This is a genomic window from Dactylosporangium sp. CA-052675, assembly GCF_050947935.1.
Classification (GTDB): Bacteria; Actinomycetota; Actinomycetes; order Mycobacteriales; family Micromonosporaceae; genus Dactylosporangium.
Map to the genome: position 1 here is coordinate 5100593 of NZ_CP192010.1, position 21805 is coordinate 5122397.

At 73.9% G+C, this 21805-nt stretch carries 20 protein-coding genes; 15 read left to right on the plus strand and 5 right to left on the minus strand.

Annotation, left to right across the window (positions count from 1 at the left end; genetic code table 11):
- Positions 1 to 152: 152 nt before the first annotated feature.
- On the minus strand, positions 153 to 1349 hold the full coding sequence (locus ACQP1P_RS23540) for a hypothetical protein (RefSeq protein WP_433089497.1): 1197 nt from the start codon (positions 1347 to 1349) through the stop codon (positions 153 to 155).
- A 109-nt stretch (positions 1350 to 1458) separates the two neighbouring features.
- Here ACQP1P_RS23540 and ACQP1P_RS23545 point away from each other — a divergent pair, with 109 nt between their 5' ends.
- The 4 genes from ACQP1P_RS23545 to ACQP1P_RS23560 all read left to right on the plus strand — a co-directional run bounded on the left by ACQP1P_RS23545 (position 1459) and on the right by ACQP1P_RS23560 (position 4047).
- Entirely contained in the window at positions 1459 to 1647 is a 189-nt protein-coding gene (locus ACQP1P_RS23545; protein WP_433089498.1) for a DUF3072 domain-containing protein, read from the plus strand.
- A gap of 381 nt (positions 1648 to 2028) precedes the next feature.
- Complete coding sequence (locus ACQP1P_RS23550; protein WP_433089500.1) at positions 2029 to 2187, plus strand: hypothetical protein; 159 nt, start codon at positions 2029 to 2031, stop codon at positions 2185 to 2187.
- A gap of 109 nt (positions 2188 to 2296) precedes the next feature.
- Positions 2297 to 2581 carry a CATRA system-associated protein gene (locus ACQP1P_RS23555; RefSeq protein ID WP_433089502.1) on the plus strand — a complete coding sequence of 95 codons (285 nt, stop codon included), beginning with the start codon at positions 2297 to 2299 and terminating at the stop codon, positions 2579 to 2581.
- Positions 2582 to 2640: 59 nt separating this feature from the next.
- Positions 2641 to 4047 (plus strand): M36 family metallopeptidase, encoded by a 1407-nt coding sequence (locus tag ACQP1P_RS23560; protein WP_433089503.1) that lies wholly within the window; start codon positions 2641 to 2643, stop codon positions 4045 to 4047.
- 61 nt (positions 4048 to 4108) lie between these two features.
- Here ACQP1P_RS23560 and ACQP1P_RS23565 read toward each other — a convergent pair whose 3' ends face one another.
- Complete coding sequence (locus tag ACQP1P_RS23565; protein ID WP_433089505.1) at positions 4109 to 5491, minus strand: short-chain fatty acyl-CoA regulator family protein; 1383 nt, start codon at positions 5489 to 5491, stop codon at positions 4109 to 4111.
- A gap of 152 nt (positions 5492 to 5643) precedes the next feature.
- On the opposite strand from ACQP1P_RS23565, the gene aceA reads away from it, so the two are divergent.
- From aceA to ACQP1P_RS23590, 5 genes are all read left to right on the plus strand, one after another.
- A complete protein-coding gene (aceA, locus tag ACQP1P_RS23570) occupies positions 5644 to 6912 on the plus strand; it encodes an isocitrate lyase (protein WP_433089507.1) in 1269 nt (422 codons plus the stop codon).
- Positions 6909 to 8480, plus strand: coding sequence for a malate synthase A (gene aceB, locus ACQP1P_RS23575; protein ID WP_433089509.1), 1572 nt, complete (start codon positions 6909 to 6911; stop codon positions 8478 to 8480). Before aceA ends, aceB begins: the two co-directional genes overlap by 4 nt.
- 109 nt (positions 8481 to 8589) lie before the next feature.
- Entirely contained in the window at positions 8590 to 10254 is a 1665-nt protein-coding gene (locus tag ACQP1P_RS23580; protein ID WP_433089511.1) for an ABC transporter transmembrane domain-containing protein, read from the plus strand.
- Entirely contained in the window at positions 10251 to 11963 is a 1713-nt protein-coding gene (locus ACQP1P_RS23585; protein ID WP_433089513.1) for an ABC transporter ATP-binding protein, read from the plus strand. The genes ACQP1P_RS23580 and ACQP1P_RS23585 overlap by 4 nt, the downstream gene beginning before the upstream one ends.
- Positions 11964 to 12191: 228 nt before the next feature.
- Positions 12192 to 13589 carry a carbohydrate-binding protein gene (locus ACQP1P_RS23590; protein WP_433090094.1) on the plus strand — a complete coding sequence of 466 codons (1398 nt, stop codon included), beginning with the start codon at positions 12192 to 12194 and terminating at the stop codon, positions 13587 to 13589.
- A gap of 85 nt (positions 13590 to 13674) precedes the next feature.
- Here the strand turns inward: ACQP1P_RS23590 and ACQP1P_RS23595 are convergent, their stop codons facing one another.
- On the minus strand, positions 13675 to 16119 hold the full coding sequence (locus ACQP1P_RS23595; RefSeq protein ID WP_433089515.1) for a LuxR C-terminal-related transcriptional regulator: 2445 nt from the start codon (positions 16117 to 16119) through the stop codon (positions 13675 to 13677).
- Between the two features lie 4 nt (positions 16120 to 16123).
- Positions 16124 to 16699, minus strand: coding sequence for a carboxymuconolactone decarboxylase family protein (locus ACQP1P_RS23600; RefSeq protein ID WP_433089516.1), 576 nt, complete (start codon positions 16697 to 16699; stop codon positions 16124 to 16126).
- Positions 16700 to 16838: 139 nt separating this feature from the next.
- On the opposite strand from ACQP1P_RS23600, the gene ACQP1P_RS23605 reads away from it, so the two are divergent.
- The 4 genes from ACQP1P_RS23605 to ACQP1P_RS23620 all read left to right on the plus strand — a co-directional run bounded on the left by ACQP1P_RS23605 (position 16839) and on the right by ACQP1P_RS23620 (position 19792).
- Positions 16839 to 17378, plus strand: a complete 540-nt coding sequence (locus tag ACQP1P_RS23605) for an ArsR/SmtB family transcription factor (RefSeq protein ID WP_433089518.1) — start codon at positions 16839 to 16841, stop codon at positions 17376 to 17378.
- Complete coding sequence (locus tag ACQP1P_RS23610) at positions 17375 to 18679, plus strand: MFS transporter (RefSeq protein WP_433089520.1); 1305 nt, start codon at positions 17375 to 17377, stop codon at positions 18677 to 18679. The genes ACQP1P_RS23605 and ACQP1P_RS23610 overlap by 4 nt, the downstream gene beginning before the upstream one ends.
- 64 nt (positions 18680 to 18743) lie before the next feature.
- On the plus strand, positions 18744 to 19322 hold the full coding sequence (locus tag ACQP1P_RS23615) for an adenylate kinase (RefSeq protein WP_433089522.1): 579 nt from the start codon (positions 18744 to 18746) through the stop codon (positions 19320 to 19322).
- A 104-nt stretch (positions 19323 to 19426) separates the two neighbouring features.
- On the plus strand, positions 19427 to 19792 hold the full coding sequence (locus ACQP1P_RS23620; RefSeq protein ID WP_433089524.1) for a VOC family protein: 366 nt from the start codon (positions 19427 to 19429) through the stop codon (positions 19790 to 19792).
- A gap of 244 nt (positions 19793 to 20036) precedes the next feature.
- Here the strand turns inward: ACQP1P_RS23620 and ACQP1P_RS23625 are convergent, their stop codons facing one another.
- Positions 20037 to 20216 carry a hypothetical protein gene (locus tag ACQP1P_RS23625; protein WP_433089526.1) on the minus strand — a complete coding sequence of 60 codons (180 nt, stop codon included), beginning with the start codon at positions 20214 to 20216 and terminating at the stop codon, positions 20037 to 20039.
- Positions 20217 to 20538: 322 nt separating this feature from the next.
- Between ACQP1P_RS23625 and ACQP1P_RS23630 the strand changes: the two genes are divergently transcribed.
- The gene (locus tag ACQP1P_RS23630) at positions 20539 to 20856 is read left to right on the plus strand and encodes a hypothetical protein (protein ID WP_433089528.1); all 318 of its coding nucleotides are present in this window, start codon (positions 20539 to 20541) and stop codon (positions 20854 to 20856) included.
- Between the two features lie 374 nt (positions 20857 to 21230).
- Positions 21231 to 21803, plus strand: a complete 573-nt coding sequence (locus ACQP1P_RS23635) for a histidine phosphatase family protein (RefSeq protein ID WP_433089530.1) — start codon at positions 21231 to 21233, stop codon at positions 21801 to 21803.
- Positions 21804 to 21805: the final 2 nt, after the last annotated feature.

The window sequence follows — 21805 nt, forward strand, 5'->3', positions numbered from 1 at the left end:
CGGCCGGTCGCGACGGCGACACCGCACCGTGGCCGCATCCGCTCACAGGGCAACTTAAGGAGCGCGGCGTTAACTTGTCAATCCCTATCGGAAAACTAGTATTTAGGCCGGACGGTGGACCGCCGCGCGAACGGCGGTCCACGGTGGACGGGTCAGCAGGCGGGCGCGGTGCCGCCGGTGGTGCTCGCGACGTAGGAGTGGCTGACGTACTGCCCGCTGCCGATCCGATCCCAGCGGGTGGTGGTGCCGTAGGGTCCGGCGACGGACTGCCCGGTGACCCAGCACTCGATCGGCACCTGCGCGTAGGTGGCCGCGTAGCCCTTGCTCGCGAAGCTCGTCCCGGCCCCGGCCCGGATGTTCAGCGGCCCGCTGCCGATGACGCCGCGCACGCCGCCGCCGGTCCAGAGGTACGCGACGTCGACCCACGAGTTGTCGGTGAGCTGCAGCCCGTCCCAGAACACGCCGTCGCCGAGGTCGATGCCGGCGGGATTGGCGACGGCGCGGCCGAACTGGTCCTGGCCGCCGTTGTAGCCGTTCTGGTACGCCGCCTGCGCCTCGGGCCGCCCCTGCGGGAGGTCGTTCCACGACTGCCGGGTGGCCGCGGGGTTCCAGTAGTCGTCGGTCGTGTTCCAGGGTCCCACGTCCCACACCGGCGCGAACTCGCACCGCGCGCCGCTGGTGGTGCAGACCCGCACCGTGTAGTCCCCGGTGCCCTTCGGCGCGAGCCCGCGGCGCGACGGCAGGGCCACGAAGTGGTCGCGGCTGACGATGACGTGGCCGTTCGCGGTCGTACCGCCGACGAGCCCCTCCCGCGTCGCGTACACGCGATACACGTTGCCGACCGCCTGCAGTTGCGCCGCGGCGGGCCGGACACCGGCGACCAGCACCACGGCGCGCACCGCCGCGGCCGCTCCGGTGAGCACGACCCGCACCTGGACCGTCGCCGAGGCCTCGGCGAGCGGGGCCCCGGCCGCCGTCCACTCGGACCAGGCGCCGGCGGCGCCGCGCCCGCGGTACTCCACGTCGACGCCGCTCGTGGCGGCCGTGGTGAACGCCCGCACGAGATTCGCGGGCGAGGCGAGCGCGTGCGGCGCGAGCACGAGCATGCCGGACACGATCGGCGCGCGCTGCCCGTCCGGCACCTGATCCGGGTCGGCGACGCGCAGCGCACCGCCACTCCACACGACGTTGACGTCGTCATCGCCGATCGACGAGAGCGGCGCGGCCCACGTGTCGGCCGGCGCGCCAGTCCCGCCGGGCGGCCCGGGGTCGGCGCGGGCCGTCCCGCCCGCGAGCCCGGCGAACACCGCGACGAGCGCGGCCACGAACACTGTCCTGGGGGTCACCATGCCCGGAAGGCAATCATGTCTGTCGATGGCTGGTCAAGGGCGCCGGTTCCCTGATTCACGCCCCCGGCGGTGGGTATGCAACAGGTGTTCGACAACGAGGAGGAGTACCGTGACCGACCGCAACCCCGAGAAGGACCCGGCGGACTGGGTGACCGGCGACGAGCCGATGACCGGCCCGCAGGAGTCATACCTCAACACCTTGGCCCGCGAGGCCGGCGAGCACGTCCCGGAGGACCTCACCAAGGCCGAGGCGTCGGAGCTGATCGACGAGCTGCAGCAGGAGACCGGCCGCGGCTGAGCGGCAACGACCCGCACGGGCGCGGGCCCGCGGGGGCGCGGCCGGCGGGAGCCGTGTGTGCCGCGGGGCGGCGAGCCTGCGGCTGAGCGGGAACGACCCGCACGGGCGCGGCCGGCGGGAGCCGTGTGTGCCGCGGGGCGGCGAGCCTGCGGCTGAGCGGGAACGACCCGCACGGGCGCGGCCGGCGGGAGCCGTGTGTGCCGCGGGGCGGCGAGCCTGCGGCTGCGCTGGTTAACGGCGGGTTTGGAGAGCCTTATTTCTCGCTGCCCCGGTTGACATGCGTCGATCGCGCATCTTCGATGAGGTCTGTCCGGATGTGTGGGGCGGTCCGCCAGCCGCTCCCACACCCGGGTCGACACGCAGCGTTGCGCGCCTGGGTGCGTGGGGTGCCGCGCCCAGATCAACGGCACCTACGGCCGCCTGCGCACCGTCGAACCCGCCCCGGACGGCGGCCTCTGGCTGACCACGTCCAACCTCGGCGACAAGGACAGCATCCCGGACAACAGCGACGAGCAGCTCTTCCACGTGCAGCTCGGCTGACCCGCGGCCACGGTGGGCCGGCGGCGGCCGGAAAGGTAGGCTCTGATCATCGTCACCGACCCGTTCCAGCGCCCGTGTCCCGCCGCGGTGATCTTCCCGGCGGGCCGCGTTGGCTGAGCGCACGCCCCGCGGGATCGTGGACACGCTCGCGGACGCGCAACGGTGGCGGCTGCCCGCCGCCGCGTGGATCCTGCTCGACGGGCTCGCCGCCCGCGTCGACCGGGCGCTGCGCGACGACGATCCGGCCGCGCTGCGCGATGCCCACCAGCGCCTCGAACTGCTGCGGCCCGGCGCGACGCCGTCGATCGGCGGCCACGGCACCTCGCTGTGCCCGCCCGCCCTGGCGGAGAAGATCGACACGCTCATCCGCCGCGTGCGCGCCGGTATTTCCTGACCCCTCGTCGACCCCCTCGCAACACATCAGTACATGCAGATGTGTTCTAGGGTCGCGTCATGATGCGACGACGCGTGAATCGATGGCTGGCGGCCACGGCCTCCGGCGCGCTCCTGGCCACCGCTGCGGGCACCGCCGCGCACGCGGCGCCGCCGCCGGTGCCCGACGGGCTGCGGCAGGTGCAGGTGCGCCAGTCGCTGCTCGGCACGCACACGTGGTACCAGCAGCTGTACCACGGCCTGCCCGTCCTCGGCGGCTTCTACGCCACGCACACCGACTCGGCGACCGGCGAGGTCACGGTGCAGGACGGCCGGCTGGAGATCCGGGGCCTGGCGAGCGAGACGCCCGGCGTCGCCGCCGACCACGCCCGCGCCTCGGTGGCCGGGCGCACCGGCGGCCAGGCGGCGCGCTCCGAGCTCGTCGTGGTGCCGGGCGCGCCCGCGAAGCTCGCGTGGGTCGTGCTGACCCGCACGGGGCACGGCACCGTGCGCACGGTGCTCGACGCCGGCAACGGCGCCCAGCTGCAGGAGAAGAACCTGGTCAAGGAGGCCTCCGGCACCGGCACCGCGTTCGCCCCGAACCCGGTCGCGGCCCTGCAGAACGAGAACCTCACCGACCGCGACGACGCCGACTACCCGGCCCTGCGCGCGGCGTACAGGACCGTGACCCTGAACCATCTCGACGGCCGCGGTACCACCCTGCAGGGGTCGTACGCGAACAACATCAGCGACGGCGCGGTCCGCTCGGCCCAGCGCAAGTTCGCCTACAACCGCTCGCAGCCCGGCTTCGAGCAGGTGATGGGGTACTACAGCATCACCTCCGCGCAGGAGTACATCCACACGCTCGGCTTCGGCGACGTGAACAACGAGCCGCAGGACTACTCGACGACCGGGCTGACCGACGACAACTCCTTCTACGACCCGGACACCGACGGCATCACGTTCGGCACCGGCGGGGTCGACGACGCCGAGGACGAGGAGGTGATCTGGCACGAGTACGGCCACGCCATCCAGGACGACCAGGTGCCCGGCTTCGGCGAGGCGATCGAGGCCGGCTCCATCGGCGAGGGCTTCGGCGACTACTGGGCGTTCACGATGTCGCAGGCGACGAGCCCCGACACCCGCCGCACGCCGCTGGCCTGCATCGCGGACTGGGACTCGACCGCGTACACCGACGACACCCCGCACTGCCTGCGCCGGGTCGACGGCACCAAGATGTACCCGGCCGACCTCGAGGGCGAGGTCCACGCCGACGGCGAGATCTGGTCGCGGGCGCTGTTCGACGTCAACGCGGCGCTCGGCCGCACCCGCGCGAACCGGGTGATCATCGAGGCCCACTTCGGCTTCGACCCGAACACGACGATGCCGGCCGCGGCGCGGCAGACGGTCAAGACCGCGAAGGCGCTCTACGGCCAGGCGGCCGCGGACAAGGTGCGGGCCGCCTTCCACGCCCGCGGCATCCTCTGACCGCTCGGGTCGGGACCTGGCGACGGGGGCTCTCCGGCCGCCGTCGCCGGGTCGCGCCGGGTCAGCGGCCCTTGAGCGGGTAGGGCACGAACGTGCTGCGGTTCTCGTCGAGGTCCAGATGCCGGCTGATCGGCGGCGCGGCCCGCTGGGGGCACGTCGCGCGCTCGCAGGTCTTGCAGCCGGGGCCGATCGGCATCGCGGCGGCGGCGTCGGTCAGGTCCATGCCGGTGGAGTAGACCAGCCGCGAGGCGTGCCGGATCTCGCAGCCCAGCCCGATCGCGTAGACCTTGCCCGGCTGGCCGTAGCCGCCGTGGTGGCGCGTGATGGTGCGGGCGATCCACAGGTACCGCTGGCCGTCCGGCATCGCCGCGATCTGCACCACCGCGCGGCCCGGGGAGCTGAACGCCTCGTACACGTTCCACAGTGGACACGTCCCGCCGGTGCGTGAGAACGGGAAGCCCGTCGCGGACTGGCGCTTGGACATGTTGCCGGCGCGGTCGACGCGCACGAAGGAGAACGGCACGCCCCGGGCGCGGGGGCGCTGCAGGGTGCTCAGCCGGTGGCAGACGGTCTCCCAGCCCATCGCGAAGTGCTCGGTCAGCAGGTCGATGTCGTAGCGGCGGGTCTCGGCGGCGGCCAGGAACTGCTCGTACGGCAGGATCAGCGCCGCCGCGAAGTAGTTGGCGAGCCCGACGCGCGTGAGGATCTGCGTCTGCACGTCCTCGAAGTGCTCCTCCTCGACGATCTCGTCGATGACGTCCGCGTACTCCATGAGCGCCAGCTGCGCCGCCATCCGCATCGCCTCCTGCCCGGCCCGCAGCGCGCTGGTGAGGTGCAGGGTCTGGGTCTGCGGCCGGTACCGGTGCAGGTCCCCCTCCAGTGCGTCGTCGCGCACGATGCGCACCCCGTGCCGCTGCGCCAGCCGGTCCCGCAGCGCCGGGCGCACCTCGCCGCGGCGCAGCCCCATCCGCGCGGCGAGCGACTCGGCGGCCTCGTCCAGCTGCGGCACGTAGTTCTGGCGGCGGTAGAAGAACTCGGTGACCTGGTCGTGCGGGCTGCGCCCGAGCTGTCCGCGGTCGCCGACGAGCTCGGTGAGCTGGTCGGAGACCTGGCGGTACCGCCGATGCAGGTCGATGATCGCTTCGGCCAGCTCCGGCAGGCGGGTGGCCAGCTCGCTGAGGTCGGCGATGCCCCCGCGGCCGGCCAGCGCCTCGCGCAGGCCGGCGACGAGCTGCGGGGTGTCGTGCGGCGCGAACACGGCCGGGTCGACGCCGAACAGCTCCGTGGCGCGGATGAGCACCGGGGCGGTCAGCGGCCGCACGTCGTGCTCGATCTGGTTGAGGTAGCTCGGCGAGATGGCCAGGTGCCGGGCGAGGTCGGTCTGGCTCAGCCCGTGCTCCTCGCGCAGTCGCCGCAGCCGCGCGCCCGCGAACACCTTTGCCATCCACAACAAATAGCACCGATGTCAAATTGTGTTTTCGCAACTTGGCAAAGTCGCCCGGAAACTTGGCAAGACTTGGCTTTTTCCGCCCCTCGACCGGCCCGTTCGCCCCGTGTGACCGTGGGCGGAGAAGCACCGGACGAGGGAGTGGAATCATGAGTGACGCCGTTGATCGGTTGCGACAGGAATGGGACACCGACCCCCGCTGGCAGGGCGTGCGGCGCGACTACGACGCGGCGGACGTGGTGCGGCTGCGGGGCGCGATTCAGGAGGAGCACACCCTCGCCAGACGCGGCTCCGAGCGGCTCTGGCGGCTGCTGCACGACGAGGAGTACATTCACGCCCTCGGCGCGCTGACCGGCAACCAGGCCGTGCAGATGGTCCGGGCCGGTCTCAAGGCCATCTACCTCTCCGGCTGGCAGGTCGCGGCCGACGCCAACCTCTCCGGGCACACCTACCCGGACCAGAGCCTCTACCCGGCCAACTCGGTCCCGGCGGTCGTGCGGCGGATCAACAACGCGCTGCTGCGCGCCGCCCAGATCACCACCGCCGAGGGTGATGCGGACACCGAGTGGCTCGCCCCGATCGTCGCGGACGCCGAGGCCGGCTTCGGCGGGGTGCTCAACGCGTACGAGCTGATGACCGGCATGATCGTCGCGGGCGCGGCCGGCGTGCACTGGGAGGACCAGCTCGCGTCCGAGAAGAAGTGCGGCCACCTCGGCGGCAAGGTCCTCATCCCGACCGGGCAGCACATCCGCACCCTGCAGGCCGCGCGGCTGGCGGCCGACGTCGCCGGGGTGCCGACGCTGATCGTGGCGCGCACCGACGCGCAGGCCGCGACGCTGCTCACCACCGACATCGACGAGCGCGACCAGCCGTTCGTCACCGGCGAGCGGACCGCCGAGGGCTTCTACCGGTGCCGCAACGGCGTGGACGCGTGCATCGCGCGAGGGATCGCCTACGCGCCGTACAGCGACCTGCTCTGGATGGAGACCAGCACCCCGGACCTCGAGGTCGCGCGGCGCTTCGCCGAGGCCGTCAAGCGCGAGCACCCGGAGCAGATGCTGGCGTACAACTGCTCGCCGTCGTTCAACTGGCGCAAGCACCTCGACGACGCCACGATCGCGAAGTTCCAGCGGGAGCTGGGCCACATGGGGTACAAGTTCCAGTTCATCACCCTCGCCGGCTTCCACGCCCTGAACTACTCGATGTTCGACCTGGCGCGGGGGTACGCCAACGAGGGCATGACGGCCTACGTGGCGCTGCAGGAGCGCGAGTTCGCCGCGGAGGCGCACGGCTACACGGCGGTCAAGCACCAGCGCGAGGTGGGCACGGGCTACTTCGACCTGATCAGCACCGTGCTCAACCCCAACGGCGAGACCACGGCGCTGCACGGATCGACGGAACAGGAGCAGTTCGCATGAGGTACAAGATCAATGGTGCGCTCGCCGATCGCTACGACGAGGTCCTCACGCCGGGTGCGCTGGAGTTTCTCGTCGCCCTCGACGACCGCTTCGCCGCCCGCCGGGTCGCGCTGCTGGACACCCGCCGCGCCCGCCGCGCCCGCTTCGCCGCCGGTCAGCTGCCGGACTTCCGGCCGGACACCGCGCGCATCCGCCAGGACGACACGTGGCGGGTCGCGCCGCCGGCCCCCGGGCTGGAGGACCGCCGGGTCGAGATCACCGGGCCGCCCGAGCGCAAGATGACGGTCAACGCGCTGAACTCCGGGGCCAAGGTGTGGCTGGCCGACTTCGAGGACGCGACCGCACCGACGTGGGACAACGTCATCGGCGGGCAGCTCAACCTCATGGACGCGCTGGACCGCAAGCTCGACTTCACCGACGAGCGCGGCAAGCGGTACGCGCTCGGCGACGAGATCGCCACCATCGTGGTCCGGCCCCGCGGCTGGCACCTGGTCGAGAAGTGGATCGTCGTCGACGGCCGCCCGATCTCCGCCAGCCTCGTGGACTTCGGGCTGTACCTGTACCACTGCGCCTGGCGCCAGCTCGACGCCGGTTCGGGGCCGTACTTCTACCTGCCCAAGCTCGAGGACCATCGCGAGGCGCGGCTGTGGAACGACGTGTTCGTGTTCGCGCAGGAGTACCTCGGCCTGCCCCGCGGCACCATCCGCGCCACGACGCTGATCGAGACCATCACCGCCGCGTTCGAGATGGACGAGATCCTGTACGAGCTGCGCGAGCACTCGGCCGGCCTGAACGCGGGCCGGTGGGACTACATCTTCAGCATCATCAAGAACTTCGGCCAGTGGTCGGACTTCGTCCTGCCCGACCGCGCCGAGGTCACGATGACGGTGCCGTTCATGCGGGCGTACACCGAACTGCTCGTGCGCACCTGCCACCGGCGCGGCGCCCACGCCATCGGCGGCATGGCCGCGTTCATCCCGAGCCGCGACGAGGCGGTCAACGCGACCGCGACCGCGAAGGTGCGCGCCGACAAGCAGCGCGAGGCGGCCGACGGATTCGACGGCTCCTGGGTGGCGCACCCGGGGCTCGTCGAGGTGTGCCGCGCGGCCTTCGACCAGCCCAACCAGCTCTCGGTGCTCCGCGAGGACGTCGACGTCACCGCCACCGACCTGCTCGCCGTCGACAAGACGCCGGGCCAGGTCACGGCGGCCGGGCTGCGCTCGAACATCTCGGTGGCGCTGCGGTACATCGACGCCTGGCTCGGCGGCACGGGCGCGGTGGCGCTGTCGAACCTCATGGAGGACGCGGCCACCGCCGAGATCGCCCGCTGCCAGGTGTGGCAGTGGCTGCATCACCACACCCCGCTGGCCGGCGGCGGCACGGTGACCGAGGAGACGGTGCGGGCGCTGCTCGCCGAGGAGCTGGCCGCGCTCGGCGAGGGACGCTGCGCAGCCGAGCTCGAACGCGCCCGGGCCGCGGCCGGGATCGTGGAGCGGGCGGCGCTCGACGAGCACCTGCCGCCGTTCTTCACCACGGACGCGTACGCCCACCTGGCCCCCTCGGCGTAGCACCGGGCCGCCGCGTGCCGCACGCCGGCCGTTCTCTTCGTGACGCATCGCCCCGGGCGTGGCCTTCGCCGGGCCCCGCCCGGGGCGGCGCATCGGCGATGATGAACGGATGCGGACACGGGGGCCCGGGCGGTACCTGGGGTGGCTGGCCTGGCGGCAGAAGCGGCGGATCGCGCTCGGCGCGCTGTGGAGCACGCTGTGGATGCTCAGCCTCGCGATCACGCCGTACCTGCTCTCCCAGGCGGTCGACCGCGGCCTGCGCCCACGGCAGGCCGGCCCGCTGCTCGCCTGGGCCGGCGCCATCTTCGCGGTGGGCGTGGCGAACGCGGTGCTCGGCATCCTGCGCCACCGGACCATGACCAACATCCGCCTGGACGGCGCGTTGCGCACGGCGGACGCGGTCATGGCGCACGGGGTGGAGCTCGGGGCCGCGCTGCCCCGCCGGATCACCGCGGGCGAGGTGGTCACCATCGGCATCGGGGACGTGTGGCTCGTCGCGCGGGCGCTGACCGTGACCGGGCCGGGCGTGGGTGCCGTCGTGGCGTATGCGGTCGTGATGACGCTGCTCGTGCGGGTGTCCGGGATGATCGCGCTGGTGGTGGCGGCCGGGGTGGCCGTGCTCGCGCTGGTGCTCGGGCCGCTGCTGCACCGGCTCAACACCGCCGGCGGCGAGTACCGCGAGCGGCAGGGCCGCCTGGCCACGCGGCTGGTCGACGTGCTCGGCGGCCTGCGCATCCTCAACGGGCTCGGCGGCAAGGACGCCCACCTGCGCCGCTACGCCGAGCAGTCCGAGGCCGTCCGGGCCGAGGGGTACCGGATGGGCGGCACGCTGAGCTGGATCTCCGCGCTCGGCGACGGCCTGCCGACGATCTTCCTGGCCGCGGTGACGTGGCTGGCGGCGCGGCTGGCGGTCCGCGGCGAGCTCACCGTCGGCGAGCTGGTCGCGGTCTACGGGTACGTGGCGATCCTCGTCGTGCCCACCTGGATGCTGATCTTCAGCGCGGGCGACGTCAGCCGCGGGGTGATCGCCGCCCGGCGGATCATCGCGTTCCTCCGGCTGCCCGTCGAGGAGCCGGGCGACGGCACCGCCCCGGGCGGCCCGGCCGTCCTGTGCGACCCGGAGTCCGGTGTGGTCGCCGAGCCGGGGCGCCTCACCATGCTCGCCTCGGCCCGTCCCCACGACGCGGCCGCGATCATCGACCGGCTCGGCCGGTACGCGCCGACCGCCGCGTCCTGGGGCTCCTACCGCCTCGCCGAGGTCGCGAAACCGGCGGTACGCGAGCGGATCCTGGTCGCCGACCACGACGCGGACCTCTTCGCCGGGACGTTGCGGGACGTGGTCGCGGGCTGCACCGGGGCCGGCGACGACGCGATCCGCCGGGCGATCGCCGCCGCGGTCGCGACCGACATCGCCGGGCTGGACCACCTCGTCGAGCGCGACGGCCGCAACCTCTCCGGCGGCCAGCGGCAGCGGGTCCGGCTGGCCCGGGCGCTCGCCGCCGACCCGGAGATGCTGCTCGCCACCGACCCCACCTCGGCGGTGGACGCGCACACCGAGGCGGCGGTCGCCGAACGGCTGGCCGCGGCCCGCGCCGGGCGCGGCACCCTGCTGTCCACCACGTCGCCGGTGCTGCTGGACCGGGCCGACGTCGTGCTCTACCTCGTCGACGGCCGCGTGGCCGCCTCCGGCACGCACCGCGAGCTGCTGCGGCGCGAGCCCGGCTACCGCGACCTGGTGAACCGGACCTTCGCCGCGGCACCGGAGGCGTCGTGAGCACCCCGGCGCTGCCGATCGCCGACGCCCGCCGGGTCGCCCGGGCCGCCGGGCGGCTGATCGCCGCCGACCGGTGGGCCGCCGCCGGCATCCTCCTGCTCAACATCCTGGCGGCGGCGGCCGCCCTCGGCGCGCCGTACCTGCTGGGCCGGATCATCGACGCGGTCACCGGGCCGGGCGCCGCGGCCCGCATCGACCGGCTGGCCGGCGCCGTCGTGCTGTGCGCGCTGGCCCAGACGGTGCTCGCCCGGACGGCGCTGCTGCTCGGCTACCGCTTCGGCGAGCGCACCGCGGCCCGCATCCGGGTCGGCTTCCTGCGCCGCGCGCTGAGCCTGCCCGCCTCGGTGATCGAACGGGTGCCGCCCGGCGACCTGGCCGCCCGCGGCACGACCGACGTGGACGCGGTCGCCGGCACGCTGCGCGACGTGCTGCCGGGCGTGTTCGTCGCCGGCGTGCAGGCGCTGTTCCTGGTCGGGGCGGTGCTCGTGCTCGACCCGCTGCTCGGCGTGGCCGGCCTCCTCGGGCTCTCCGGCATCGTGGTCACCGGCCGCTGGTACCTGCGCCGGGCCCGCGGCGCCTACCTGGAGGAGGGGGCCGCGAACTCGGAGCTGGCGGAGGAGCTGGCCGCGACCACCGCCGGGGCCCGCACGATCGAGGCGTTCCGCCTGCACCGGTCCCGGCTGGCGGTGGGCCGGGCCGCGATCGCCCGGACCCGGCGCAGTCGGCTGGCCACCCTGCGCCTGCGCTCGGTGTACTTCCCGGCCGCCGAGGGCTCCTACAACATCCCGGTCGTCCTGGTGCTGCTGATCGGCGGCCTGCTGCAGCGCGACGGCCGTGTCACGCTCGGCACGGTCGTCGCGGCCACCCTGTACCTGCGCCAGCTGATCGGGCCGATGGACACCATCCTGATCTGGCTGGAGCAGCTGCAGAGCAGCGGCGCGTCGTTCGCCCGGGTCGAAGGGCTGGCCGCCGTGCCCGCCGCCCCGGCGACGGCCGCGGCCGCCCCGGACGGCGACCGGATCGAGGTGCGCGGCGTCAGCTACGCGTACCCCGGCGGCCCGGACGTGCTGCACGACGTGGATCTCACGGTCCAGCCCGGCGAGCGGCTGGCGATCGTCGGGCTCTCCGGGGCCGGCAAGTCCACCCTGGGCCGGCTGCTGGCCGGCGTGGACCGTCCCCGCACCGGCACGGTCACCGTCGGCGGGGTCGCGGTGGCCGACCTGCCGCCGGACCTGCTGCGCCGGCAGGTGGTGCTGGTGACGCAGGAGCACCACGTCTTCCGCGAGACGGTCCGGGACAACCTGATCGTGCCGGCGCCGGACGAGCGGCTGGCCGCGGCGCTGCGCACGGTCGGCGCGGACTGGGCCGGCGACCTCGACGCCGACCTCGGCGAGCACCCGCCGACCGGTGCCCAGGCGCAGCAGCTGGCGCTCGCGCGGGTGCTGCTCGCCGACCCGCACACGGTGATCCTGGACGAGGCGACCGCGCTGCTCGACCCGCGCGCGGCCCGGGCGGCGGAGCGGGCACTGGCCGCGGTGCTGCACAATCGCACGGTGATCGCCATCGCCCACCGCCTGCAGACGGCCCACGACGCGGACCGGATCGCGGTCATGGACGGCGGCCGGATCATCGAGGTGGGCACCCACGACGAGCTGATCACGCACGACGGCCCGTACGCGAGGCTCTGGCGGCAGTGGCACGGCGCGTGACGGTGGCCCGGCTGCCGGTCGGCGTTCGCGCGCGCCAGGAGGGTCGGGAACCCGGGATGACGCGCCGGCATCAGGGAATCGACTCTTACATTTAATAATGTTAACTGCTAGCGTTCCTCACCATCGATCCATCGATGGTGAGGAGCTCCATTGAGAACTCGACGTCGTAGACTGGCCCTGGCAGGGGGCGCGGCACTGACCATCGCGGCAACCCTCTTCCTCGTGCCCATGCTCCAGGCGGAGGCTGCCAGCACCGTGGCCCTCGCCGCGTGTACCGCCCCGAACTGGGCCGAGGGCAACACGTACACGGTCGGCACCCAGGTGACGTACCAGGGCCACACGTACCAGGCCCTGCAGACACACACCGCCTACCCGGGCACCGGCTGGAACCCGGCCTCCACGCCGTCGCTGTGGAAGGACCTCGGCACCTGCGGCGGCGGCCCGACCACGCCCCCGCCCACCACGCCGTCGGGCGTGCCGTCCGCACCGGGCAACCTGCGGATCACCGCCACGACCAACACCAGCCTCGCGCTGGCGTGGAACGCCTCCACCGGCACCGTGACCGGGTACCGCGTCTACGAGGGCACCACGGTGAAGGCCACGGTCACCGGGACCAGCACCACGGTCTCCGGCCTGACGGCGGGCTCGACGCACACGTACACGGTCAAGGCGTACAACGCCCAGGGCGAGTCCGGCGCGTCGAACAGCGTCACCGGCACCACGACCGGCGGCACCACCACCCCGGGCGGCGGCACCGCGGCGCCGTACCTGTACATGGGCTGGGGCGACCCGCCGAACCCGCAGACCGTGCAGTCGGCGACCGGCATCAAGTGGTTCACGATGGCGTTCGTCCTGTCCAGCGGCGGCTGCACCCCGGCCTGGGACGGCAGCCGGCCGCTCGCCGGCGGGGTGGACCAGACCGCGATCAACCAGATCCGGGCCGGCGGCGGCGACGTCGTCCCCTCGTTCGGCGGCTGGTCCGGCAACAAGCTCGGCCCGAACTGCTCGACCCCGCAGGCCCTGGCCGGCGCCTACCAGACCGTGATCAACACGTACGGCCTCAAGGCGATCGACATCGACATCGAGAACACCGACGAGTTCGAGAACGACACGGTCCGCAACCGGATCGTCGACGCGCTCAAGATCGTCAAGCAGAACAACCCGTCGATCAAGACGATCGTCACCTTCGGTACCGCCACCACCGGCCCCGGCTACTACGCGCAGCAGCTCATCAGCCGCGCCGCGTCGACGGGCGCCAACATCGACGTGTTCACGATCATGCCGTTCGACTTCGGCGGCGGCGCGAACATGTACCAGAGCACGGTGAGCGCCTCCGAGGGCCTCAAGACCATGCTCAAGTCGGCCTTCGGCTGGGACGACGCCACCGCCTACAAGCACATGGGCATCTCCGGCATGAACGGCCTGTCCGACCAGCAGGAGAACACCTCACCGGCGCAGTGGCAGCAGATCCGCGACTACGCCCAGAACAACCACCTCGCCCGCCTCGCGTTCTGGTCGGTCAACCGCGACCGGCCCTGCCCGGGTGGCGGCGTCGTGTCGAACTGCTCGGGCATCTCGCAGAACAACTGGCAGTTCACCCAGATCACGGCCACCTTCACCGGCTGAGATCGCACCGGGGGCCGGCGCCGCGGCGCCGGCCCCCGGGTCCGCTACGCCGTGAGCGCCGAAAACGTTTCCGGCACGAGGGTCGCTAGGGCTGGGCGTCGAGCAGCCCGCGGCGGCGGGCGACCGTCGCGGCGTCGGTGCGCGAGTTCACGCCGAGCTTCGACAGGATGTTCGTGACGTGCACGCCCGCCGTCTTGACCGCGATGGACAGCGCCTCGGCGATCTGCCGGTTCGTGCGGCCCGCGGCCATGAGCCGCAGCACCTCCAGCTCGCGGTCGGTGAGCCGGGCGGCCCCGGGCTCCAGCCGGCCGCTCTTCTGCAGCGCCGCGGCCTGCTCGGCGAGGGGCCGGGCACCGAGCCGGTGCGCGATCGCGCCGGCCTCGCGGGCCCAGGCGACCGCGGTGGACTTGTCGCGCGCGGCGCGCCCGGCCCGCAGCAGGGTCTGGGCGACCCGGTACGGCTGCCCGGCGGCCCGCCAGGCGGCGATCGCCTCGTCCCACCGGCGGGCGACGGTCAGGCTCGCGGCGCGCTGGGCCGGCCCGTTGACCGGCAGCCGCTGGGCGTAGCGGCGGTCCGGCTCGGGCTGGGCGAGCAGCAGGGACCAGGCGAGCGCGGGGTGGGCGGGGATCTGCCGGTCGTCCAGCGGCGCGTCCTGGCCGAGCAGGGTGCGCAGCTCCCACAGCGGGATCAGGAACTGCCGGCCCGTGTAGCGCTCGCCCAGCAGCCGCTCGGCGGTGCGCGCGGCGTGCTCGGCGCGCTCGCGGTCGCCCTCGAGCGCGTCGAGGCGGCCGACGGCGATGGTGAGCACCGCGCGGTACAACTCCGGCGGCGACGACGCGAGGGCCGCCTCGGCGACCGCCCGGGCCCGCGGCCACTCGCCGAGCGAGGTGAGCGACGCCGTGAGCGCGGCGGCGAGCATGGCCCCGCGCAGCGGCCGGGACCCGCTGCGCCGGGCGGTCGCCAGCCCGGCCTCGGCCGCCTCGGCGGCGGCCCGGGACTCGCCCGCGGCCTCGAGCGCGCTCGCCTCCACGACCCGGCCGAGCAGCTCGGTGTCGTCGTCGCCGGCCTCGCGGGCGAGCCCGATCGCCTCCCGGGCCCGGCCCACCGCGATGCGGGAGCCGCTGGTCCCCGGGTCGGCGCCCGGGCCGGGGTCGCTCGCCTCGGCCGCGAGGGTGACGAGGGCGAGGGCCCGCACGGCCGGGTCGCGGTCGTGCGCGGCGTCCTCGGCGAGGGCGTGGGCCTCGGGGGAGCGGCCCAGCGCCTCCAGCCGGCTCGCGAGCGTGGCCCGGATGCGGTGGTTGCGGGGCTGCTGGGCCAGGGCGGCGCGAAGGTCCTCGATGCCGTCGGCGCCGCCGCGCTCCTTCAGGTGGCTGCGCGTCTCCAGCAGCGGCGCGATGCGGGCCGGGTCGCGGGTGGCGGCGAGCGCCTCGGCGGTCAGCGCGAGCCCGCGGTCGAGGGCGCCGGGGTGCAGGTCGGCGGCGTGCAGGGCGGCGACGGCGGCGGCCATGAGCACGGCCACCCGGTCGGTGCGGGTGCGGAACTCGGGGTCGAAGACCTGGCCCCAGGTGGCCGCGACCCGTTCGAGCAGGCGCAGCCGGCCCGCGTGCGCGCAGCGGGCCACGGCCGCGGCCCGCCAGGCGGCGTCGAAGGCCCGGTCGACGTCGCCGGCCGCGTGCCAGTGCTCGGCGAGCTCGACGAGCGCGGCGGCGGCCGGGCGGAAGCCGAGCGAGGCGGTGATCGCGTCGGCGGCGAGGCGGTGCAGCCGGGCGCGCTCGGCCGGGCGCAGGTCCTCGTACACGGCCTCGCGGACGAGCTCGTGCCGGAACCGGTACTCGCCCTCGAGCAGCCCGGCCTCGACGGCGGGGCGCAGGCGCTCGCCGGGCGCGCCGACGATCCGCTGCAGCAGCGCCGGGTCGGCGGCGCGGCCGAGGACGGCGGCGACCCGGACGGCGGCGCGGCTCTGCGGCGGCAGCGCGCGGAACGGGGCCAGCAGCGGCTCGGCCAGCAGCCGCAGCGGATTGCCGGCGGCCCGCCGGACTCGGTCGGGGTCGGCGCGGCCCAGCAGCGTCGCGGCGTCGTCGTCGGTGAGCGGGCCGAGCGGGATGCGCTCGGCGCCGGGCACGTCGTCGGCGGGGCCACCGTACGTGGCGATCACCAGCACCCCGGGCCGGCTCAGCGCCCCGGCCAGGTAGGCCAGCAGCTCCCGGCTCGCCTGGTCGGCGCGGTCGAGGTCCTCGAGCACGAGCACCACCGGGGCGGCCGCCTCGATGCGCGCCAGCGCGGCCGCCCGCGACGGCTCGAAGTCGCCGAGCGCGGCCAGCAACGGCGCGTAGGGCTGGGCGTCGCCGCCGAGCACGGGGGTCTCGCCGGTCAGGACGGTCGCGTCGGCGGTCGCGGCGAAGGCGGTCACGAGCGCGGACTTGCCGATGCCCGCGTCGCCCTCGACGAGGACGACCCCGGGCCGGACCCCGGCGGCCCGCCAGGCCTCGTCCAGCTGGGCCAGTTCGCGCTCGCGACCGATGAGATGCACCCCATCAATCTAAAGACCCCGTCAGGGCGCGCCGCAGGTCGGGCTCCAGGGCGGTCTCGTAGGCCGGATCGGGCCGCGCCCCGACCGCCGCGATCACGGTGCTGAAGAAGCAGCGCGCGGCCGCGGTCAGGGCCACGTCGAGGATCTCCGGGTCGCTGAGGCCGTGTCCGCGCAGCACGTCGACCTCCTCAGCGGTGATGCCGTTCGGGTCGCCCGCGACCCGCTCGGCGAAGTCCATCACCGCCGCGTCGGCCGGCGACAGGCCCGCCGTGGCGTGATCGCCGGCGATCCGGGCCACCGTCGCGGCGTCGTAGAAGTGCTCGCGCAGGACGGCGCCGTGGGCGAGGCTGCAGTACCGCGAGCCGAGCCGCCGGGCCGCGGCGAGGGTGGCCAGCTCGTAGCGGCGCAGGTCCATCGTGGACTTGATCGCCCCGTTGAGCGCGGCCCACGCGGCGACGGCGGACGGGCGCCACGCCAGGGCGCGGGTGTAGTTGGCGACGTAGCCGAGCCGGTGGCGGTCGGCGGCGTAGAGGAGCTCGACGTCCGGGTCGGACTCGGGCGGATCGGCGAGGTAGGACATGCCGGGCACGCTAGGGCGCGCCGCGGTGCCCGCGCATGGGTGAAGCTGCCCATGTTGGCGATCTCGTGACCGGTGGCGAGCCGGGGCGGCCCGGGCAACCCGGTTGCTAAATGGTCAAGAATCGTTGACCATTGTCCGCGTGCCTCCCGACGACCTCCCCGAGACGTTCCACGTCACCACGGACGAGCAGCTGCGCGCCGTCTCCAACCTCACCCGGCACCGGATCATGGCCGTGCTGCGCTTCGAGCCCGCGACGATCACGCAGATCGCCGGCCGGGTGGGCCTCGCGAAGGGCAGTTCCAGCTACCACGTGCGGCTGCTCGAACGGGCCGGCCTGGTCAAGGTGGTGCGGACGCGGAAGGTCCGGGGGGTCACCGAGCGGTACTACGCGATGGCCGCGCGGTCGATCGTGCTGCCGGACCCGGGCGAGGGCGGGCCGGACGTGCTGATGCGGCACGCGGTGGCGGACCTGGAGGCGGCGCCGCCGCAGGGCGAGCGGCACGTGCGGATGGCGCACCTGCGGCTCACCGGGGAACAGTTCGCGGAGCTCGGGGCGCGGCTGCACGCCCTGGCCGACGAGTACCGGGAGCTGTCCGATCCGTCGCTGCCCGACGCGTCGCTCGTCTTCGCGCTGTTCCACCCGGCGTGGCGCGAGCAGGCCCGGGGGGACGCCGGATGACCCCGGACGCCCGCAGGTTGCCGGCCGGCTTCGGGCGGCTGTGGACCGCGCAGACCATCTCCTCGCTCGGTGACGGGGTGACGCACGCCGCGCTGCCGCTGCTCGCGCTGACGTTGACGCGGGACCCGATGGCGTTGGCCCTCGTCGCGGCCGCCGGAACGCTGCCGTGGCTGCTCTTCGGGGTGCTCGGCGGTGCCCTGGTGGACCGCTGGGACCGCCGGCGCACGATGTGGGTCGCGGACTCGGCACGTGCGCTGCTGCTCGCGATACCCGCCGCGGCGGCCGTGCTCGACGTGCTCAGCATCGCGCTGCTCGCCGCCGTCGCCTTCCTGCTCGGCCTCGGCGGGCTCTTCTTCGACACGGCCGCCGCGGCCTACCTGCCGGATCTGCTCGGCCGCAACCCCGCGCTGCTGGAGCGCGCCAACTCCCGCCTGCGCGGCACCCAGACCGCCGCGTCCGGATTCGCGGGGCCGCCCGCGGGCAGCGCCCTGCTCACGCTCGGGCGGGCGGTCCCGCTGCTCGCCGACGCGGTGTCGTTCGCGCTCTCCGCACTGCTCGTACGCTCAATGCCCGCCACACCCCGGCCCGCCGCACCCGGGCCCGTTGCCCAGGCGCGGGAGTCGCTGCTGCGGCAGGCGCGGGCCGGCGCCTCCTACGTCTTGCGGGACCGGCTGCTGCTCGGGCTCGCGCTGCGCCCGGCGGTCGGGAACATCGCCTTCCTCGCCGTGGAGACCGTCCTCGCCCTGTTCGCGCACGATCGTCTCGGCATCGACACCTTCGGCTTCGGCCTGCTGCTCACGGCGGAGGCCACCGGCGGTCTGCTCGGCGCCGGCGTCGCCTCCTTCCTGGGCCGCCGGCTCGGCACCGGCGCCGCGCTCACCGGCACGGCCGCCGTCGAGGGGCTCGCGATCCTGGGCCTGGCCGCGGCCCCGGACCCGTACGTCGCCGGCCTCGCGCTCGCCGTCTGCGGAGCGGGCATGGGCGCCACGATGGTCCTCGGCCCCTCCCTCCGGCAGGCGATCGTCCCCGCCCACCTGATGGGCCGGGTCGCCTCCACCTCCCGCATGCTCGCCATGTGCGCCGCCCCGTTCGGCGCCCTGCTCGGCGGCTGGCTGGCCGCCACCTACGACGTGCGCACCCCGCTGTTCACCGCCGCGGGCCTCCTGCTCACCATGACCGCCGTCACGTCCACCATGACCAGCAACCGCCGGGTCGAGGCGGCGCTGCGTGCCGCCGGCGCCCCGGCCGATGACGCGGACCGCCCGGAGTCGCGGCTCCTCGTGGGGGAGGGTGCCGTCTAGCCGGATGCCTCGACCGCCGACGCGCCCCGCCGCCCCGGGCGCCGACGTGCGTTAGGGTCGGCGCGTGCGGGTGTTGATGGTGGCGCCGCCGGGCGCGGGCAAGGGCACGCAGGGTGCCGTGATCGCGGAGCACTTCCGCATCCCGCGCGTCGCCGTCGGCGACCTGCTGCGCCGCAGCGTGGCCGAGGGCAACGACCTCGGCCGGCGGGTCGAGCCGCTGCTCGGCCGGGGCGAGCTGGTCCCCGACGAGATCGTCCTCGAGCTGCTGCGCCAGGGTCTCGAGCAGGCCCGGGCGGCGGGCGGCGGCTACGTCCTCGACGGCGTCCCGCGCACGATGGCGCAGGCGCTGGCGGCGTACCGCGTGGCCCGCTCCCTGGGCATGACCGCCGACGTCGCCCTGCACCTGCGCGCGGACGACGACGAGCTGATGCGCCGCCTGCTGAAGCGGGCCGCCGTCGAGCACCGCGAGGACGACACCGAGCCCGTGATCCGCCAGCGCCTCAAGCTCTACCGCGAGATCACGGCGCCGGTCCTGACCTTCTACCGCCGGCGCGGCATCCTGCTCGACATCGACGCGACGCGCTCGGTCGAGGCCGTGAGCGCCGACGTGCTCGCGGCCCTGGAGGCGCGCGCCGGCGCCTGACGCCCCCGGCGGCGCCCCGTGACATCGTGGCGTGGCCGTCCGCGGTGGAGCGGCCCGGCGGCTCGCCGCGGCCCGGCCGTCCGGGTGCGTGTGATACTGCGCGCATGAGGCTGGTGCAGATCGCGCAGCGGGCCGAGGACCTCGGGCGGGCCACCCGGTGGTACGCCGAACTGCTCGGCGCCGGTCCGGTCGCCGCGTTCGACCCGCCGGGGCTGGTCTTCTTCGACCTGGGTGGCACGCGGCTGCTCCTGGATCGCAACGCCCCCGCGGCCCTGCTCTACCTCGCCGTCGACGACATCGAGGGCACCGTGGCGCGGCTGCGCGCCGCGGGCGCCGCCGTCCGCTCCGAGCCGCACGTCATCTTCACCCACGCCGAGGACACCCTCGGCCCGGCCGGCGCCGAGGAGTGGCAGGCGTTCGTCGAGGACAGCGAGGGCAACCTCGTGGGCCTGGTCGAGCAGCGGCGGTGAGCCGGGTGCTGCTCGACCGGGCCCACGCCGAGGTGTTCGTGGCGCGGCACCGCATCGGCACCGTGCACGCCGGCTACGCCGACCTCGTCGCCCCACACGCACCAGCCGCGCGCGTTCGCGGCGGCGGTGCTCGAGGGCGGCCCGAACCTCACTCCGCCCGAGGGCTCGGTGCGCACGACGGCGGTGGTCGACGCGGTGTACCGCCCACGGGGCCGGGCCCGCGCGGCGCCGGCCGGGCGAGCGGCTAGCGGCGGGCACCGCGCAGCAGCAGCACCAGGCCCACCACGGCGACGATCGGGCCGATCACCGCCCACCGCGTCGAGCCGCTCATCGAGCTGCCGCCCAGCACGTCGAGCCCCTGCAGCGTCCACACGATCCCGGCCAGCAGTGCGAGCACGCCCACGATGACGAAGACCCAGCGCATGCGCCCAGCATTCTGCACCGCCGTCGCGGGCGCAATGGGTGCCTTCGTCGGTGACTTCGGGACCCGTTTGTCAGCGAGCGCGAACGCGACTGGCCCGCACCCCTACGGGATCTGGCCGACCGGGCTGAGGTAATCCGCTTCACCGTCTTCGGAGGCGTGCCCGCGGCCACGCATGCTCGCCCTCCCGGACGACGCCAGTCAGCTCTTGAGCCAACCAGCCGATGGAGAATCGTCACGCCGGGTGACGGTGCGGGACAGCCGACGCACTCGATCCGCGCCAGATGAGTGAACCTCTACCCCGCTCGGCGGTAGCGTGCATGTCGTGGTGATTGGGCCGGCCGAGGCGCCTTTGGTGCACACGAGGTGGCCGATCTTCGCGACCGAACTCGCCGCGGCGTTGCGGGCGCATGGCGACGACTCGTTGATCGATCAGGTCAAGAACCTGCGCGTCGTGCAGACGTGCGGCTGCGGGGACGACTTCTGTCAGAGCTTCTCTACCGCTCCGCGACTGGTCGGCGGCTACGGCAAGGGCCACCGCACCGTATGCCTTGATCCGCCGTGGCCGGGCTACCTCAACCTTGACGTGGTGGACGACGACATCGTCAACGTCGAGGTCCTTTACCGATCACCACTGTGCTGATGCTGACTCCAGGTGAGCGAGGAGCACGTGGTGCCGCGTGTCGTCGCACCCAACCAGCGTCGTGTCCGGACGCGGCATCAGCGCTGATCATGGACTGCACTGGACGCATCGGCCAGGGCAGACGGCGATCAGGCCGCCCCGTGATACTTCCGGCCGACGTGGTTTACGACAGGCAGGAAAGTGCGCCAGTTCAGCACGGCACCTTTGCGAGGACAACGTGGTCTTTGCGGACTTCACCGAGCATGGCGAATGTTGAGCACTGCGCGGTCGGCAGCCATAGGAGCATTCGCCCGACCTTGGCATGAGCCGGGGTCATCTGCGCTTCCCTGATCTATCGGCGTCATCGCCGAACAAGGCCCGAAGGGTGCGCGTCGATGTCTCGTACACAGCTATACCTCGTCCGCCACGGCGAGCAGGATCCGGCCTCCGATCACGCCCCGGACGGAGGTCTTTCCCGGCTCGGTCGCGAGCAGGCAGACCGGCTGGGTCGACGGCTCCGTACGGTGCCTTTCTCGGCCATCCACCACAGCCCGCTGGCCCGGGCGGCTCAGACTGCCGGCGTCGTCGCCGGCCATCTCCCACGGGTGCCGAGACACGATTGCGATTTCGTGGCGGACCGAACGCCGGTGCCCTCTGCTGGCCAACGTGGCAGATATCCGGACCGGTGGCTTGCCTGGCTCGACGGCGTGCCCGACGACGAGCGCGATGAGGACGCCGTTGCCCTGCAGGCCGCGGTCGAACATTTCGGTGTCACCGGCGAGGAGGACCGGCAGGAACTGCTGATCACGCACAACTTCGTGATCGGTTGGTTCGTCCGCCACGTGCTTGACGCCCCGGTGTGGCGTTGGATCGGCCTCAACCAGGCCAACTGCGCAATCACCATCGTGCAGTGGGATTCCGATCGACCGCCGACCCTGGTCAGCTTCAACGACACCGGGCACCTGTAGCT